General features: G+C 63.1%; 18 protein-coding genes. 10 read left to right on the forward strand and 8 right to left on the reverse strand.

Annotation, left to right across the window (positions count from 1 at the left end):
- The coding region (locus BN1120_RS10010; protein WP_080767976.1) for a sulfurtransferase TusA family protein at positions 1–184 on the reverse strand (184 nt) is incomplete at its 3' end.
- A gap of 127 nt (positions 185–311) precedes the next feature.
- Here BN1120_RS10010 and bepA point away from each other — a divergent pair.
- Positions 312–1,766, forward strand: a complete 1,455-nt coding sequence (gene bepA, locus BN1120_RS10015) for a beta-barrel assembly-enhancing protease (protein WP_223918331.1) — start codon at positions 312–314, stop codon at positions 1,764–1,766.
- 133 nt (positions 1,767–1,899) lie between these two features.
- Here the strand turns inward: bepA and BN1120_RS10020 are convergent, their stop codons facing one another.
- Positions 1,900–2,379, reverse strand: coding sequence for a TlpA family protein disulfide reductase (locus BN1120_RS10020; RefSeq protein ID WP_042015933.1), 480 nt, complete (start codon positions 2,377–2,379; stop codon positions 1,900–1,902).
- Between the two features lie 60 nt (positions 2,380–2,439).
- Here BN1120_RS10020 and arsC point away from each other — a divergent pair, with 60 nt between their 5' ends.
- From arsC to BN1120_RS10035, 3 genes are all read left to right on the forward strand, one after another.
- Entirely contained in the window at positions 2,440–2,790 is a 351-nt protein-coding gene (gene arsC / locus BN1120_RS10025; protein ID WP_010674260.1) for an arsenate reductase (glutaredoxin), read from the forward strand.
- A complete protein-coding gene (locus tag BN1120_RS10030) occupies positions 2,787–3,161 on the forward strand; it encodes a DUF2069 domain-containing protein (RefSeq protein WP_042015936.1) in 375 nt (124 codons plus the stop codon). The genes arsC and BN1120_RS10030 overlap by 4 nt, the downstream gene beginning before the upstream one ends.
- 248 nt (positions 3,162–3,409) lie before the next feature.
- Positions 3,410–4,480, forward strand: a complete 1,071-nt coding sequence (locus BN1120_RS10035) for a linear amide C-N hydrolase (protein WP_052455408.1) — start codon at positions 3,410–3,412, stop codon at positions 4,478–4,480.
- A 39-nt stretch (positions 4,481–4,519) separates the two neighbouring features.
- On the opposite strand, the gene BN1120_RS10040 is transcribed toward BN1120_RS10035, so the two are convergent.
- Both BN1120_RS10040 and BN1120_RS10045 read right to left on the reverse strand, forming a co-directional pair.
- Complete coding sequence (locus BN1120_RS10040) at positions 4,520–5,131, reverse strand: acyl carrier protein phosphodiesterase (RefSeq protein WP_042015939.1); 612 nt, start codon at positions 5,129–5,131, stop codon at positions 4,520–4,522.
- Positions 5,128–5,451, reverse strand: a complete 324-nt coding sequence (locus BN1120_RS10045) for a hypothetical protein (RefSeq protein ID WP_042015941.1) — start codon at positions 5,449–5,451, stop codon at positions 5,128–5,130. Before BN1120_RS10045 ends, BN1120_RS10040 begins: the two co-directional genes overlap by 4 nt.
- Positions 5,452–5,516: 65 nt before the next feature.
- On the opposite strand from BN1120_RS10045, the gene BN1120_RS10050 reads away from it, so the two are divergent.
- Positions 5,517–6,296 (forward strand): ABC transporter substrate-binding protein, encoded by a 780-nt coding sequence (locus BN1120_RS10050; RefSeq protein WP_042015942.1) that lies wholly within the window; start codon positions 5,517–5,519, stop codon positions 6,294–6,296.
- 58 nt (positions 6,297–6,354) lie between these two features.
- Positions 6,355–7,485 carry a beta-aspartyl-peptidase gene (gene iadA, locus BN1120_RS10055; protein WP_042015943.1) on the forward strand — a complete coding sequence of 377 codons (1,131 nt, stop codon included), beginning with the start codon at positions 6,355–6,357 and terminating at the stop codon, positions 7,483–7,485.
- An 82-nt stretch (positions 7,486–7,567) separates the two neighbouring features.
- On the opposite strand, the gene BN1120_RS10060 is transcribed toward iadA, so the two are convergent.
- Entirely contained in the window at positions 7,568–8,470 is a 903-nt protein-coding gene (locus BN1120_RS10060; protein WP_041215456.1) for a LysO family transporter, read from the reverse strand.
- A gap of 532 nt (positions 8,471–9,002) precedes the next feature.
- Here BN1120_RS10060 and BN1120_RS10065 point away from each other — a divergent pair.
- The 4 genes from BN1120_RS10065 to BN1120_RS10080 all read left to right on the forward strand — a co-directional run bounded on the left by BN1120_RS10065 (position 9,003) and on the right by BN1120_RS10080 (position 12,154).
- A complete protein-coding gene (locus BN1120_RS10065; protein ID WP_010674267.1) occupies positions 9,003–9,773 on the forward strand; it encodes an ABC transporter ATP-binding protein in 771 nt (256 codons plus the stop codon).
- 65 nt (positions 9,774–9,838) lie between these two features.
- A complete protein-coding gene (locus tag BN1120_RS10070) occupies positions 9,839–10,612 on the forward strand; it encodes an ABC transporter substrate-binding protein (protein WP_041212797.1) in 774 nt (257 codons plus the stop codon).
- 105 nt (positions 10,613–10,717) lie between these two features.
- Positions 10,718–11,458: an ABC transporter permease gene (locus BN1120_RS10075; RefSeq protein ID WP_010674269.1), complete on the forward strand. Its 741-nt coding sequence runs from the start codon at positions 10,718–10,720 to the stop codon at positions 11,456–11,458.
- 3 nt (positions 11,459–11,461) lie between these two features.
- On the forward strand, positions 11,462–12,154 hold the full coding sequence (locus tag BN1120_RS10080) for an ABC transporter permease (RefSeq protein ID WP_042015944.1): 693 nt from the start codon (positions 11,462–11,464) through the stop codon (positions 12,152–12,154).
- A 56-nt stretch (positions 12,155–12,210) separates the two neighbouring features.
- Here the strand turns inward: BN1120_RS10080 and BN1120_RS10085 are convergent, their stop codons facing one another.
- From BN1120_RS10085 to BN1120_RS10095, 3 genes are all read right to left on the reverse strand, one after another.
- Positions 12,211–12,852: an energy-coupling factor ABC transporter permease gene (locus tag BN1120_RS10085; protein WP_042015945.1), complete on the reverse strand. Its 642-nt coding sequence runs from the start codon at positions 12,850–12,852 to the stop codon at positions 12,211–12,213.
- Positions 12,853–12,946: 94 nt separating this feature from the next.
- Positions 12,947–13,789, reverse strand: coding sequence for a pyruvate formate lyase 1-activating protein (pflA, locus tag BN1120_RS10090; protein ID WP_080767977.1), 843 nt, complete (start codon positions 13,787–13,789; stop codon positions 12,947–12,949).
- A gap of 75 nt (positions 13,790–13,864) precedes the next feature.
- Complete coding sequence (locus BN1120_RS10095; RefSeq protein ID WP_042015946.1) at positions 13,865–16,804, reverse strand: sensor domain-containing phosphodiesterase; 2,940 nt, start codon at positions 16,802–16,804, stop codon at positions 13,865–13,867.
- Between the last annotated feature and the right edge of the window lie 8 nt (positions 16,805–16,812).

The following is a 16,812-nucleotide window of genomic DNA, read 5'->3' on the forward strand; positions in this document are numbered from 1 at the left end:
CTGACTCTTCCCGGGTCTGGACATGGTGACCCTGACGGCGCAGATAGGCGGGAATGTCCTGCCGGGAGCCTGCATCACCGAGCTGGATGCACACGGATTGACCGGGCCGGGCCTGGCGCAACCAGAGCTTGAGCCGGATGAGGGGCTCGGGACAACGCCAGGGGGTCAGGTCGAGCTGTTCCATGAGAACTCCATCGCGTGCGTGGCGGTCATTATGGCCGTGATGAGAGGATGAAACAACGCTTGTGGGCCTTGAATGGCAAGGGTATTCTGCCGATGCCCGCTGGGGTCTGATTGGAGATAGAGATAACGTGGCACGTTTTTCCCCCCTGATAGCATCGCTTCCCCTGTTGGTCACCCTGATGGGGGCGACCTTCCACGCCCAGGGGAGCAACCAGTTGCCCGACATCGGTACCGCCGGGGTCGCCGCACTGCCCATCGAGCAGGAGGTGCGCTACGGCAACGCCTTCATGCGTTTTGCCCGGGCGGGCCTGCCCATCATCGATGACCCCGTGCTCAACGAATACATCGACGATCTGGGCCAGCGGCTGCTGACCAATGCCGACGGGGTGCGCTTCCCGTTCACCTTCTTCCTCATCAATGATCCCAGTATCAACGCGGCGGCCTTCCTCGGTGGCCGGGTCAAGGTGCACACCGGCCTCTTCCTCTACGCCGAGAGCGAGAGCGAGCTGGCCTCGGTACTGGCCCACGAAATCACCCACGTGACCCAGCGTCACATCGCCCGTTACATGGAGGCGCAGGCGAGCAGCTCCGCCATGACCCTGGCCGGCCTGGTGGGCTCCATTGCACTCGCGGTGATCAACCCCACCGCCGGCATCGCGGCCTTGCAGACCACGCTTGGTTTGTCGATGCAGTCGGCCATCAACTACACCCGGGACAACGAATACGAGGCGGATCGCATCGGCATGAAGACGCTGTATGACGCCGGGTTCGATCCCATGGGCATGGCCAACTTCTTCCAGAAGCTGGCGGCGGAGTACCGCTATGCCAGCAAGCCGCCGGAGATGCTGCTGACTCACCCCCTGCCGGAGACCCGGATCAGCGAAGCCCGAGCCAGGGCAGGGAGCTATGGCGCGCGCGCCCTGCCGCCGAGCCTGGACTTCTGGCTGGCCAAGGTGCGCATCCAGGTGCGCTATGGCACCGAGACGCCCCAGGCGCTGCTCACCTACTTCGACAGCCGCCTGCAGAAGGGGGATTACCCCCTCAAGGATGCCGCCATCTATGGCAAGGCGCTGGCCCTGTTGCAGCTCAAGCGCACCGACGAGGCCGACACCCTGATGCAGGAGCTGGCGACCCGTCACCCGGAGGATCTCTTCGTGGTGGATGCCCTGACCGACATCGATCTCGCCAAGGGGCGCAGCGCCCAGGCCATCGCCAGACTGGAGCGCTTCCGCACCCGGATGCCGGACAACGAGGTGGTGGTGGTGAACCTCGGCAACGCCTATCTGGAGGGGGGCAACTACAAGAAGTCCATCGCCATCCTGGACCCTTATGCCCGGGAGCACGACGAGAACAGCCTGGCCTGGAGCCTGCTGTCGGACGCCTACCGCAAGGCGGGCAGAATGACGGACCTGCACATGGCGCGGGCTGAGACCCTCTCCCTGCGCGGGGACTACCAGGCGGCCATCGACGAACTGATCGTGGCGCGGGGCACCACCAGCGACAAGCTGACCCTGGCCCGCATCGAGGCGCGCATCACCCAGCTGGAGCGGGCCAAGAAGGATCTGGACAGCCTCAAGGGCTGAGTCCGGAGCGGGTTGATGGCAGGCGGGGTGCTCCTTTGGGGGCACCCCGCCTTGTTTTGCAGGCTAAAATAGGGCCTTTCATCGGTTTCAACGCATCTTGATGATGAAGAAATGAATGTGATGGATGGCTCTGCTATGGGGCGCTCACCAGGCGGCGTTTTATCTCGGCGAGCTTCTGTTCGTCCAGCTCCCCCACCAGGGTCTCCAGCAGCGTGCCCCTGGCATCGAGCAGATAGCTGGTGGGCAGCGCCCCGGGCCTTGGGAACGGGAGGCGGGCGTCGTCATCCGGGATCATCAGGGGAACCCTGATGGCGTGGCGCCTTGCCAGCTCGGTCAGTTCGGCGGGGGAGGCGGGGTCATAGTTGATGGCGATCACCCGGATCCGCCCTTCCTGGTGCAATGTTGCCAGCAGGGGCATCTCCCGCAGGCAGGGGGCGCACCAGGGAGCGAAGTAGTTGACCAGCAGCGGTTTGCCACCGAGATCCGCGAGGCTGACCTTCTTTCCCGCGCCGTCGGTGAAGTCGGGTGCCGGGCTGCAGGCCCCCAGCAGGGTTGCCACAATCAGCCAACAGATCCGTTTCATTTCCATAGCCTTCCCGCTTACCCTGACCATCCGTTTCCCCTACAATAGCGCCATTTCTTGTCCCATCTTGCGATTAATCAGGGAGTTATCATGAGCGAGACCCAAATCTACCACAATCCGCGCTGCTCCAAGAGCCGTGAAACCCTGGCCTTGCTGGAACAGCACGGGGTCGCCCCCGAGGTGGTGCTCTATCTGGAGCAGGCCCCGAGCGAGGCACAGATCCGCACCCTCCTGAGTCAGCTTGGCTTCACGGATCCCCGACAGCTGATGCGCACCAAGGAAGATCTCTACAAGGAGCTGGGGCTCGGCGAGGTGAGCGGCGATGACCTCATTCGTGCCATGCACCAGCACCCCAAGCTCATCGAGCGCCCCATCGTCATCAAGAACGGGCAGGCCCGCATCGGTCGTCCGCCCGAGCAGGTGCTGGAGATCCTCAAGTGACCACCCGCTTCGCTCGCCTGCTGACCCTGGCCGGTTTTTTCGGCCTGCTGGCCTGGGTGCTGCTCTGGCACCTCTGGCTCTCGCCCCACCCGTATCTCGCCCCCTGGCTGTTGCCGGTGATCTGGACGGTGCCGCTGCTCTTCCCCCTCAAGGGCATAGTGCAGGGCAATCCCTACACCCACGCCTGGGGCAATTTCGTGCTGATGCCCTACTTCCTGCACGCTCTGACCCTGATCACCACGGATGAGGGGGAGCGGTGGCTGGCGGTGGTGGAGCTGGTGCTCACCACCCTGGCGTTTGTGGGCACCATCTATTACGCCCGCCTGCGCGGCCGCGAGCTGGGGCTGAGTATCCGCAAGAAGGAAGGCTGAGCCCCTCCCTGTCCGCCTGCTGGCGGGCAGGGTATGTGTCTGAAACCGACGCAAGCCAGCGAATGGCATCTGGCGGTATCGCCCCGAAGTGGCTTGCTTATCTCTTTGATTAATTTATGAATATTGATCGCTGATTGGCAGGGAAGCGCCTCTGTTGACAGATCTGCCACCTGGCTTGCCAGCCTCAGTCAGCCCCTGTTATGCAAAAAGAGGTATGCTTGTGTTTTCACCAGACTCGAGTGATCCATATGACAATCCTGCGTTCCCCCCTGTTGCACAAGACCCTGCTGGCCCTGACCGTCTCCCTCTCCGTCAGCTCCCTCGCCGATGCCTGTACCCGCGCCGTCTATCAGGGGGAGGGAGCGCTGGTGGTGACCGGTCGTACCATGGACTGGCGCAGCGCCGTGCCGACCAATCTCTGGGCGCTGCCCCGTGGCATCGCGCGGGAAGGGGAGGCCGGCGCGCACTCCATGACGTGGACGTCGCGCTACGGCTCCGTGGTGGCGGCAGGCTTCGATGCGGGCACTGCCGACGGCATGAACGAGAAGGGGCTGGTGGCCAACCTCCTCTATCTGACCGAGTCCGAGTATGTGACCCCGAGCGACAAGGATCCGCGCAAGACTCTCTCCATCTCGCTCTGGGCCCAGTACGCGCTGGACAACTTCGCCACCGTGGCCGAGGCGGTCGAGGCCCTCTCCAGAGATGAGTTCTATGTGGTGACCACCCTGACCCCGGATGGCAAGCCGGGCCAGCTGCACCTCTCCCTCTCCGATGCGAGCGGCGATTCCGCCATCTTCCAGTACGTGGGGGGCAAGCTGCAGATCTACCACGACCGCAGCTATCAGGTGATGACCAACTCGCCGACCTTCGACAAGCAACTGGCTCTCAACGACTACTGGGAGGAGATTGGCGGTCTCACCATGCTGCCCGGCACCAACCGCTCGGCGGATCGTTTTGCCCGCGCCTCCTTCTACATCAAGACCCTGCCAAAGACCGACCAGGCCAACGAGGCGGTGGCCGGGGTGATGAGCGTGATGCGCAACGTCTCGGTACCCATGGGGATCAGCACCCCGGATCAGCCCAACATCTCCACTACCCTGTGGCGCAGCGTGGCGGATCAGCAGCATCGCCGCTATTTCTTCGAGCTGACCCATCTGCCCAACACCTTCTGGGTGAGCATGGACAAGCTGGATCTCGCCGCGGGGGCCCCGGTGCGCAAGTTGCCCCTGACCGAGCAGCAGCTCTATGCGGGGGAGACGGCGGAGAAATTCGTCCCGGCCAAGGCGTTTCGCTTCCTGCCGGCCAGCCCCAAGGCCTGAGCGTTCCCCCGATGACAACGCCCCGCTCGGGGCGTTTTTTTATGGCGGGGATGAGGTGGCAGTGCGGTGGGCGGCGATCTGCGCCTCGCAAAAGCGCATCAGCTCCGGGTAGAAGTGCAGGAAGGCGTGCTCGGCCTCGGTCCAGCGAGCCTGATCCAGGGCGTGGAGCGCCTCCCCGAGCGGCACGGGGCGGCGCAGCCGACGACCGATGCCGTTGAGGGCCGCCCCCACCCCTTCCCGGTACTGGTAGGAGGCCAGCCAGTCCTGCTCGGCCATGCGCCGCAGGGCCATCGGCAGGCCCTGTGGCAGGCTGTGATGATCCAGGAGAAGTTGACCATAGCTCTGCGCCAGAAAGTGGGGCAGGGGGGCTGCGCTGAACCTCTGCCAGTGCTGGCTGAGCCAGTGATCGTAGAGCATGTCCACCACAATGCCGCCGAAGCGGCGCCAGGGGGGGGCGAAGCTCGCCACGGCGGCCCGATGGGCCGGGTGGGCATCGGTGAAGGCGTCTATCTTGCGGTGCAGCCAGATCCCCTCGTCGAAGTGGTCAGCCAGACCCGTCGGCAGCGGGCCCTTGATGAAGTCCCCCAGCAGGTTGCCGGTGAGGGAGCTGCCGGTATGGGCCGCCAGATGGAGGTGGGCGAGAAAATTCATGGGATGGGGCTCGCGTGCCTGGGCGTGAACGGGTGATCCGAGCCTAACGAATCGTGGCCGGATTGACCATGGGCAGGATGTTTCATCCCCAAGTCCCCTTGCCGGGCAAATTTGAGGCGTGGTAAGGTGCTTGCCATCTTTGTCACAGGACGCGACAAATCACCATGATGCGCAAAGCCAGAGGCTTTTTTCTGGCCTTCTATTTCAAGCCTTTCTATCTCTCCGAGTGGTTCGACGAATAGGTCGAGGCCCCGGAGCAGTTCATTGACGCCCATGGCGGCGTAATCCCGCTCATCTGCAATTTGCCGTTTGTTGGCCATCGCTTGCCTCTGCCTGCGATGCCTTGACCGCGCCTGTGCGCTTTTTATGTAATGGAGTACTCACGATGAAGACCACACTGACCCTGTCAGCCCTTGTTGCTGCCTGTCTGCTCGCCACCCCCGTCACCGCCAAGGAGTGGAAGACGGTACGCTTTGGGGTGGAGGGGGCCTATCCACCCTTCTCATGGACCGATGCGTCCGGAGAGATCAAGGGATTTGACATCGATCTTGCCAACGCCCTGTGCCAGCAGATGGCCGTCAGGTGCGAACTGGTGGCCCAGGATTGGGACGGCATGATCCCGGCCTTGCTGTCGCGCAAGTACGACGCCATCATCGCCGCCATGTCGATCACCGACGAGCGGCGCAAGAAGGTCGACTTCACCGAGAAATATGCCCACATTCCCAACCGCTTCGTGGCGGCCAGGGGCACCGAACTGACGCTGACGCCGGAAGGGATGGCGGGCAAGCGCATCGGCGTGCAGCGGGCCACCACCCACGACAAGTACCTGACCGACAACTTCGGCTCCAGCGTCACCATAGTGCGTTACGGCAGTGCCGATGAAGCCTACCTCGACCTGAAGGCGGGACGGGTGCTGGCCCTGCTGGCCGACGCCTCGGCCATCGAACAGGGGTTGCTTGGCAAGGAAGGGGGCGACAAGTACGACTATGTGGGGCCGGCCCTGACCGACCGTCAATGGTTTGGCGACGGCATGGGGATCGCGGTGCGCAAGGGGGATCCGGATCTCAGGGCCAAGCTGAACGACGCCATCAAGGCCCTGCGCGCCAGCGGTAAGTATCAGGAGATCAACCGGAAGTACTTCAAGTACGATATCTATGGCGGTTGATGGGTAACAGTCGGAGGGAGCCTGCTCCCTCCTTTTTCATGCAGCAAGGAGAGACCCCATGTTGACCCTGATCGAGGGTGCGCAGATCCATAGTCCGGCCCCGCTTGGCCAGCAGGATCTGCTGGTGGCGGATGGTCGCATCGCCTGGATGGGCAAGGGACTGACGGTTCCGGCCGACTGGCCACTGACGCGGGTGGACGCTGGCGGCCGCTATCTGGTGCCCGGACTGGTTGACCCGCTCGCCCATATCACGGGAGGCGGCGGCGAGGGAGGCTTCGGCTTTCGCACGCCGGAGCTCTCGGCAAGGGAGGCCCTTGCGGCGGGGGTTACCACGCTCGTGGCGGCGCTCGGCACCGACAGCCTGACCCGCAGCCCGGCCCAGGTGCTGGGGAAGGTGCGCGAGTTTCGCGCCGCCGGGGTGAGCGCCTTCATGTACACCGGCTCCTACCACCTGCCGGTCAAGACCCTCACCGGCACGGTGGAGTCGGACATCATGCTGATCCCCGAGGTGCTGGGGGTAGGGGAGGTGGCCATCAGCGATCACAGGTCCAGCGCCCCCACCCACGACGAGCTGGCGCGGCTGGCGAGCGAGGCGCGGGTGGCCGGGCTGTTGTCGGGCAAAAGTGGCGTCAGCTTCTTTCACCTGGGGGATGGCCGCGGGGCGCTGGCGCCCCTGCGGGCGTTGCGGGACGGCACCGACATCCCGCTTCGCCAGCTCTACCCCACCCACTGCAACCGCAATCCCTGGCTCTTTGCCGAGGCCATCGAGTGGGGTCGGGCAGGCGGCTGGGTCGACCTCACCACGTCGAGCTTTCCGGATCTGCTGGATGACGGGGAGCGGCTCGCGGCCGACGCCCTGGTGGCGTTGCTGGCGGCCGGCGTGCCCGTGGATCGCATCAGCTTCAGCTCGGACGCCAACGCCAGTCTGCCGCGCTTTGACGGCGAGGGGCGACTCATCGAGCTGCGCTGCGGCCAGATAGGGAGCCTGTGGCAGGAGGTGGTGGCGGCCTGCGGCAAGGGGGTGGCACTGGAGACGGCACTGGCGGTAGTGACGGCCAATCCGGCCAGGGCGCTGGGGCTTGCGAGCAAGGGGACCCTGGGGGTGGGGCAGGATGCGGATCTGCTGCTGATCGATCCTGATACGTTCGCCATCGAGCGGGTGATGAGTGGGGGCCGGTGGCGCACCTGAATACCGGCGTCTGTCATCCAGCCCGCTCAGTTCATCAACAAAAAGCCCGGCAGCAGTGCCGGGCTTTGTCGTGCCATGGGGTTCAGATGGCCAGGAACCCCAGGATCAGAATGGGGCCGAGCAGGCTCAGGATAAAGCCGGAGACGATGGCCACCGGCACCACCTGGATGCCGCCGGATTTCTGGATGACAGGCAGGGTGAAGTCCAGCGCCGTGGCGCCGCCGTAGCCGATGGCGGCGCTGGGGTGGCGGCGCATCAGCACCGGGATGATGAGGATGGCGATAAGCTCGCGCCCCAGATCGTTGATGAAGGCGGCGGAGCCCAGCACCGGGCCCAGCTTGTCCGCTACCAGAATGCCGGAGAGCGAATACCAGCCAAAACTGGAGCTCATCGCGAGGCCATGGGCAAAGGGCATGCCGAGCAGCTGGGCGGCCAGCAGGCTGCCGAGCCAGCTGCTGAGGATGACGGTGAGCGCGATCTTCATGCCCCAGGGATTGAGCAGGATCTGGCGCAGGCGCATGCCGGAGTTGCGCATCTGGATGCCGATGAGCAAGAGCAGCAGCATCAGGGCCCACTCGCTCAACTTGTCGATGGGCAGGGCGCGCAGGTCCACCACCAGCCCCAGCAAGACGCCCCCCAGCACCACGAAACAGAGCTGGAGGGATTCCCACAACAGGTGCAGCTTGCTCGGCATCTTGCCGTCACTGGCCTCGTGGGTGGGGGGGCTGCGCTTGTCCAGCCACCACAGGGCCAGCAGGTTGCACAGGGTAATGGCTGCGAGCATCACCCCTGCCACCTTGAAGATCACTGCCAGGTTGCTGCCCAGGTTCTCCACATAGGCCAGCCCCAGCCCCATCAGGAACAGGATGAGGTAGACCATCTTGCCCAGGGACTGGTTGACCAGTTTGATCAGACGGGCGGAAGAGAGGGGAACCAGATAGCCGATCACGAGCGGCAGCAGGATCAGCAACACATTGAGCAACATCGGGGCCTCGATCACAAAACGTGGAAAAACGGCACCTTATCACGACTTGTTGCACCTGTGTCACGGATCTGTGCATCAGCATGGCCCATACGGGACTTTTTTATCATATTGTTGTGTTTTTTGATGACAGTCGGCTCTGTACGCAAACGGGGAAAGAGGGCCACATCACCTGAGAAATCAATTTCATCCCCATGAAATGACGAGAGAAGGGGAATCTGCCCGGGTGAATAAAGTCCTTTTGGATGACATCTGGCGGATATGGTGAAATATGCTTGCTACCAGTGCGCTGCGGGTATAAAAGAGCGGTAGAGGAGGTGCGACAAAAAATGGATTTTATGCAGACAAAGTGCTGAAAAATACTCAATAGGCCAATAAAAATACAGATAAAACACCAAATACCTCGGTTCTGTATTGTTTTTTCACTACCTCAATGATATTTTCGCTGAAGGTTGCCATCGGTTAACGTTTTGTTAAATGGACGATGGTGGAGTCACGCCGAAGCGGCGTCTAGGGACAGACAAGGTTGTAATGGATGAGCGACGTTGCCGCACTGGAAGTTCGTGATCTGCACAAGTATTTTGGCACCCACGAAGTGCTCAAGGGCATCGATATGACGGCCCACAAGGGGGATGTGATCTCCCTCATCGGCTCCTCGGGTTCGGGGAAGTCGACCTTTCTACGCTGTATCAATCTGCTTGAAACCCCCTCATCGGGCAGTGTCTCCCTCCATGGGGAGCTGATCCGGATGAAAACCAGCCGTTCCGGCGAACGCCTGCCGGAAGACATGCGCCAGGTGGAGCGTATCCGCAGCCGGTTGGCCATGGTGTTTCAAAGCTTCAATCTCTGGTCCCACATGACCATCATGCAGAACATCATCGAAGTGCCCATCCAGGTACTCAAGGTGCCCCGTGCCGAGGCCATCGCCAAGGCGGAGCACCTGCTCAACCGGGTGGGGCTGTGGGAGCGTCGCGACTATTATCCCGGTCACCTCTCCGGCGGTCAGCAGCAGCGGGCCGCCATCGCCCGGGCGCTGGCGGTGGAGCCCGAGGTGATGTTGTTTGACGAGCCTACCTCGGCCCTCGACCCTGAACTGGTGGGGGAGGTCCTTGGCCTGATGCGCGAGCTGGCGGAAGAGGGGCGTACCATGATGGTGGTGACCCACGAGATGTCCTTTGCCCGCGACGTGTCGAACAAGGTGATGTTCCTGCACCAGGGGCGCGTGGAGGAGGAGGGCAATCCCAAGGAGATCTTCGCCCATCCCAAGTCGGAGCGATTCAAGCAATTCATCTCGTCCATCTATTGATGGACGGGATTCAATTTCAACCATCCGTACTTTCAACGATCGACGTGTTTATCAAGGAGAGATACATGAACAAGCTGATGCTGGCGACTGCCGTGATGACGGCCCTGTGTTCCGGTAGCCTGATGGCCAAGGAGTGGAAAGAGGTCCGGATCGGGGTGGAAGGGGCCTATCCCCCCTTCTCCTGGACCGAGCCGAGCGGCGAGGTGAAAGGCTTCGACATCGACATCGCCAACGCCCTGTGCGACGAGATGAAAGTGAAGTGCACCCTGATCAAGCAGGACTGGGACGGCATCATTCCGGCGCTGCTGTCGCGCAAGTATGACGCCATCATCGCCACCATGGACATCACCGAAGAGCGCAAGAAGAAGGTGGACTTCACCCAGAAGTACCAGCACATCCCGGCGCGCTTCGCCGCCAAGAAAGGGACCGAGATCCAGCTCGACAAGGCCTTCATGGACGGCAAGACCATCGCCGTGCAGCGTGCCACCTCCATGGATACCTACATCACCGACAACTTCCCCAATGCCACCATCAAGCGCTACGGCACAGCGGATGAAGCCTACCTCGATCTAAAATCCGGCCGTGTCGACTACGTGATGGCCGACTCCGCCGCCATCAGCGACGGCCTGCTGAAGAAGGAAGGGGGCGATGCCTTCGAGTTCATCGGCCCGAAACTGACCGATCCCAAGTGGTTTGGCGAGGGTGCCGGCATCGCGGTGCGCAAGGCTGACAAGGATCTGAAAGAGAAATTCAATGCCGCCATCCTGGCCCTGCGTGCCAATGGCAAGTACAAGGAAATCAACGACAAGTACTTCGACTTCGACGTGTACGGCGAGTAAGCCGACGTCAGGCGAACAACGACAGGTTGATCCCGTCAGTAGTCATCGGGCCCGTTGCCTTCCGCTGGGAGTGACGGGCCCGATTGCGATGGAGCTGCATTGCATATGTTTGATTTGAAAGGATACGAAACCTCTCTGCTGGAGGGGGCCTGGATCACCCTGGAGGTGGCGCTCGCCTCCCTGCTGCTGGCCCTGGTGCTCGGCATGCTGGGGGCCCTGGCCAAGCTCTCTCCCTACAAGTGGGCACGCGGCATCGCGGCGGCCTACACCACCGTCATTCGCGGCATCCCGGATCTGGTGCTGATGATGCTGCTCTTCTTCGGCGGCCAGGTGCTCATCAACGGGATCTGCACCTGGGTCAACGAGGCCTACAACAACCACCTGCTGGCGAGCAACCCGAACCAGGAGTGGGTCTCCCTGCTGCCCGATTACATCGACATCAGCCCGTTTGCGGCCGGGGTCGCCACCATCGGCTTCATCTTCGGCGCCTACATGACCGAGACCTTCCGCGGCGCCATCCTGGCGGTGGACAAGGGGGAGCTCGAGGCGGCCCGTGCCTTCGGCATGCGGGCAAGCCAGGTCTTTGTGCGGATCCTCTTTCCCCAGATGATGCGCCACGCCCTGCCCGGGTTTGGCAACAACTGGCTGGTGCTGCTGAAAACCACGGCCCTGGTCTCCATCATCGGGCTCGATGACATGGTGCGAAAGGCGTCGCTCGCGGCGGGCTCGACCCAGCAGCCTTTCACCTTCTACATGGCGGTGGCGCTGATCTTCCTGGTCTTCACCGCAGTCTCTACCTCGGCGCTCAAGTGGGCCGAGCGTCACTACGCCATCAAGACGAGGTAAGCCATGGATTTCTCGATCATTCTCAAGGAGTGGCCCACCTACTGGGAGGGGCTCTATACCACCATCTGGCTGGTGGCCGCCTCGCTCATGCTGGGGCTCATGCTGGCGGTGCCCATGGGCATACTGCGCAACAGCCGCAACTGGTTGATAAAGGGGCCAATCTGGGCCTATATCTACTTCTTCCGTGGCACCCCGCTTCTGGTGCAGCTCTTCATCATCTACTACGGTGCCGCCCAGTGGGAGTGGCTCAAGAACAGTGCGGCCTGGTCCCTCTTCTCGGAAGCCTGGTTCTGTGCCCTGCTGGCGTTCACTCTCAACACCGGCGCCTACACCGCCGAGATAGTGCGTGGCGCCGTGATGAACATGCCCAAGGGGCAGATAGAAGCGGCAAGCGCCTTCGGCATGACCCGCTGGCAGACCCTCACCTGCATCATCCTGCCCAACTCGTTTCGCCGTGCGCTGCCGGCCTACAGCAACGAGGTGATCTTCATGCTGCAGGGGTCGGCGGTGGCGGGCATCATCACCATCGTCGATCTGACGGGGGCGGCGCGGATCATCAACTCCCGCTACTACAGCCCGTTCGAGGCGTTCCTGACCGCAGGTCTGCTCTACATGCTGCTCACCTTCGTCATCGTCTGGTTGTTCAAGAAGTGGGAAGCCCGCTGGCATGCCCACCTGCGCCCGCGCAGCGTCTGACTGCCCGCAGAGAAAAAGCCCGCAACTGCGGGCTTTTTTATGGACCACGGGCAGGTTCAGCGCCCCAGGTACTCCCTGTCGAAGAAGGTGTTGACCCAGTGGGGGCGATAGACGGCGAGCAGGGTCATGGTCATGCCGTTGAGGAGCGCCTCGGGGAAGAGCAGCAGCGGCCAGATGGAGAGGTAGTCGGCGCTGATGGTGTGCCAGGAGTAGGTGCCGCTCACCCCCATCAGCAGGGCGCTGGCGATCACCTTGGCCGAAATGCTCAGCGCCCCCCCGAGAAATGCCGCCACGAACAGATAGACGAAGAGGTGGCGAGGCAGCCAGGCCCAGCTCCCCAGAAACAGCAGCCAGCTGGTGGCCACCGGCAGGGCGACGCCGATGAGGGCCTGCCAGCCGATGTCGGCCAGGGGGATGACCCCGAAGTAAGCGAGGACCAGCAGGGTGAGGCAGGGGGCAAGCAGGGCGAGGCGCCAGCCCAGCAACAGGGTCAGGCTGGTGAGGCCGAGAAAGTGGATCTCGAGCCCCTCGTGCAACCCGGCCCGCAAGGTCCACAGCGGTACCAGCACGATGGCGCCGCCGAGGCAAAGATGCTGATAGAGCGGGTGGGCGCCAAGAGTGCGCAGCAGGGAGGCGTTCAGACTGAAGGCGAGCAGCACCAGCCAGAGCAGGAGGGCGGCAACTTGTCCTTCACTCATGAGCGGTTCCCCCGGATGCGGCTGTCGGTGATGGCGCCGTGGCGAACGCCGGCGCAATGAAAAGAGGCCGCCCTCTGCCGGGCGGCCTCCTGTCTCAATACTTCACGTTGGAGTGATACTTGCCAAGGATGCCCTGGACCCTGTCCATGGTCTCCTTGCTGGGGGGCTTGATGCCGACCAGATCATAGGTATCTCCCAGCACGTCCCACTTGTGCTTGCCAAGTTCGTGGTAGGGCAGCAGCTCCACCTTCTCGACGCAGTCCCCCAGCTCGGCGATGAACTGGCCGAGTCCTTCTGCGCTCTCGTCATCGTCGGACCAGGTGGGCACCACCACGTAGCGGATCCACATGGTCTGACCGCGGGAGGCCAGGTAGCGGGCGAACTCCAGGGTGTATTTGTTGCTGACGTGGGTGAGGGGAATGTGCTTCTCGTCGTTGATCTGCTTGATGTCGAGCAGCACCAGATCGGTGTTGTCCAGCACCCGGTCGAGCAGCTCGTCGTAGTGACGCACGAAACCGTTGGTGTCGAGGCAGGTGTGGATCCCCTGGGCCTTACAGGCGGTGAACAGTTCGGCGATGAACTCCTGCTGCAGCATGGCCTCGCCGCCGGAGGCGGTCACGCCACCGCCGGAGGCATTCATGAAGTGGCGATAGCTGGTGAGATCCTTCATCAGCTCGGGCACGGTGACCTCGCGGCCGCCCTGGGTGTCCCAGGTGTCCCGGTTGTGACAATACTTGCAGCGCATCAGGCAGCCCTGCATGAACACGATGAAGCGGATGCCGGGGCCGTCGACGGTCCCGCAGGTCTCGACGGAATGGATCCGGCCAATGATGTCGGTAGTGCCGGTGTCGCTGGCTTCAACGGTCGGGATCCGCTGCGTGCCGGGGGTGGCAGGTCCCTTGGATTCAACGGCGGGGATCCGGTTAATGACTGACATAGACGACTCCAATGGTGCGGACAAGGTTCGAGCGGTCGTTATTTTATGACAGAAAGCCCTATAAATCCTACCAGTTTAGCCCGCAGGGGTGGCACCCAGCAGGCTCTCCAGTGCCTTGACGGGGAGCGGCCGGCTGGTGAGGAAGCCTTGATAATGCTGGCATCCCAGGGCTTTGAGCACGGCGAGCTGCTCCTCTTCCTCCACCCCTTCGGCGGTGACGGTGAAACGAAACACCCGGGCGAGATCCAGGATGGCCTTGACGATGGCCTTGTCCTGTTCGCTGTGGACCAGGGTCTGGATGAAGCTTCTGTCGAGCTTCACCTCGTCGGCGGGCAGATCCCGCAGATAGGCCAGGGACGAGTAGCCCGTGCCGAAGTCGTCGATGGAGATGAGCAGGCCGAGGGCCTTGAGTTGGCGGATCCTGGCGATGCTCTCCAGCCGGTTTTCCAGCACCACGGACTCGGTGATCTCCAGCAGCAGGCGCGACGGGGGCACCCCGGTGTCCCGCAGAATGTACTCCACCTGCTGCACGAAACCGGCGGTGTGGAACTGGCGGGCGCTGACGTTGACCGACAGATGGGGGATGGCGAGACCGTTGTTGAGCCAGAAGCTGTACTGGGCGCAGGCGGTCTTCATCACCCAGTAGCCTATCTCCTGGATCAGGGTGGTCTCCTCGGCGATGGGGATGAACTCCCCGGGTGGCACCATGGTGCCGTCTGCCTTCTGCCAGCGCAGCAGCGCCTCTATGCCCGAGAGCGTGCCGTTGTCGACCCGGTATTGGGGCTGGTAGTGCAGCACCAGCTCGTTGTTGCGCAGGGCATCGCGTAGCTGGTTGTTGAGAGAAAGCTTGCTCTTCTCTTTTTCCGCCATGGCTTCACTGAAGAAGATATGGTTGCCCTGGCCCGCGCGCTTGGCCATGTGAACGGCGGTATCGGCCTGCTGCATCAGGACAAGGTGATCCTTGTCGTCATCGCTGAACAGGCTGATCCCCACGGAGGCGCTGCAGTGCAGCTTGTGATCGCCGATGTCGAAGGGGGCGCGGAAGATCCCCATCAGCTCCCGGGCAAAGTGCTCCGCCAGGATCTTGGCGGTGATATAGCCCTGGCCCAGTGCCGTGAAGAGCAGGGCAAACTCGTCACCCGAGGTGCGGGCGAGCACCAGGTTCTCCTGGGGCAGGGACTTGAGTCGCACCACCACGGCCTGGAGCAGCAGATCGCCGCAGGCGTGACCGAGGGAGTCGTTGATGGATTTGAAGTTGTCCAGATCCAGCAGCAGCAGGGCCCCCCACTGGCCGCTCGGGGTCTGCAGGGTGCGCTGCATGATGTCGGTCAGGCTGCGCCTGTTGTAGAGATCGCACAGGTCGTCGTAGTAGGCGAGGCGCTCGATGTGGCGGGCGGTCTCCTTCTCCTGGGTGATGTCGTGGAAGCTGCAGACGAAGTGGCTGATCTCCTCCTCCTCGTCCTTGACCCCGCTCACCATGAGCCGCACCGGGAAGAGGTGTCCCTCCCTGTGCAGGCATTGTTCCTCCCCGAGCCAGTATCCCTGCCGGTTGACAGCCGCGATCACCTCCTCCTTGAGGGTGTCGCCATAGTAGGTGGGCCTCAGGGCATCGATGTGCAGGCCCAGCATCTCCTCGCTGGCAAAGCCGGTGATGCGGCTGAAGGAGGCATTGACCTTGAGGATGATGCCCCCGTGATCCATCACCAGCAGGCCGTCGTGGGTGTTGAAGGCCACTTCGGCCAGGCGCAGGGCATCGTCATTGGCCAGGCGCTGCAACTCGCTGGCGGCCCGCTCGCGCTGTTCGTAGAGGACGTCCAGCAGGGACGCGGGATCGGCCAGAGGGGTGGCGAGCAGCAGGGTGAGCTGCCCCAGGGGGAGACCGTTTGGCCCCGGGAAGGGGATGCCGACATAGGCCTTGGCGTCGAGAGCCAGCAGCTGGCTCGACTGGGGATAGCGCAGGGCCAGATCTTCCACGTAGAGACTCTGCCCGTGCTGGAAGATCTCCCGGCCCGGGCCGATGTCCATGGGCATGGGTTTGACGACGGCGAAGGTCTCCCCCTCCACCACGCAGCGGGGAATGAGCCAGAGATCCTGACCGCGAGGCTGAAACTCGCCGATCCAGCCCATGTGGGCACCGCTCAGGCCCATGGCCCAGCGCAGCAGGGCGCGGCAGTAATCGTTGCCGGTCAGGTTGGCAAGCCCCGGGGGAGGCGCGAGGTCCGGGGTGTCGGTCGTCACGGAGTCCGGCTGCCAGTGGCCGAGCAAGCGGGCGCAATGACGCACCAGTTGCAGGGTGTCATCGCTGATGAGGGTGCTCTCGGCATACTCCAGGCTGAGCACGCCGATGAGCTTCTCCTGTTCCAGTAAGGCGCCGTCCAGGCGGGAGCAGACATTGGCATCGGCCAGATAGTAGTGCTGGCTCAACATGGGCTGGTGGGCTGCCTCCGAGAAGCTCAGGGCGCCCCGGGCGCGCAGGGCCCGGATGTAACGGCTGTCTCCGCGAATGGCACCGAGCGCGTCCACCCCCAGGGTGAACACCGGGGTCAGCTGCTCGCCGCCCAGAGCGCCATGGGCCTGGTAGTGCCAGAGGATCAGGCGATCGGCCCCCAGGCACTCCTTGAGGCTCTCCAGCATGGCGTCATACTGCTGCTGGCTGGCCATCTGGCTCAGGCGCGGCAGTTGCAGGGACAGGCTGGCGGCGCTCTCCTGGGACTGGGTCTGCAGGCAGATGAGCCAGAAGGCGTCCTGCTCGTGGGAGAGGGAAATGTGCCAGAGGAGGGCGTCAAAGCGCAGCACCAGCTTGCCCCCCTTGCCGCTGGCCAGCCGCTGCTCGATGGGCTGGCGCAGGGCGTCCGGCAATTGGGCCGGCCAGGCACTACGAGGCTCGTCGAGCCAGTGGAGCGGCGTCTGCATCACATCGGTCAGGGCGACCAGCCGTTGACTACGGGTATCCAGGCGGAAAAACAGGGGCGCCTGGCTGGCGGTCGGAAGATGGCTGAGCGCGGTAGACGACATGAACTGAC

The organism is Aeromonas caviae, from assembly GCF_000819785.1.
Lineage (GTDB): Bacteria > Pseudomonadota > Gammaproteobacteria > Enterobacterales > Aeromonadaceae > Aeromonas > Aeromonas caviae.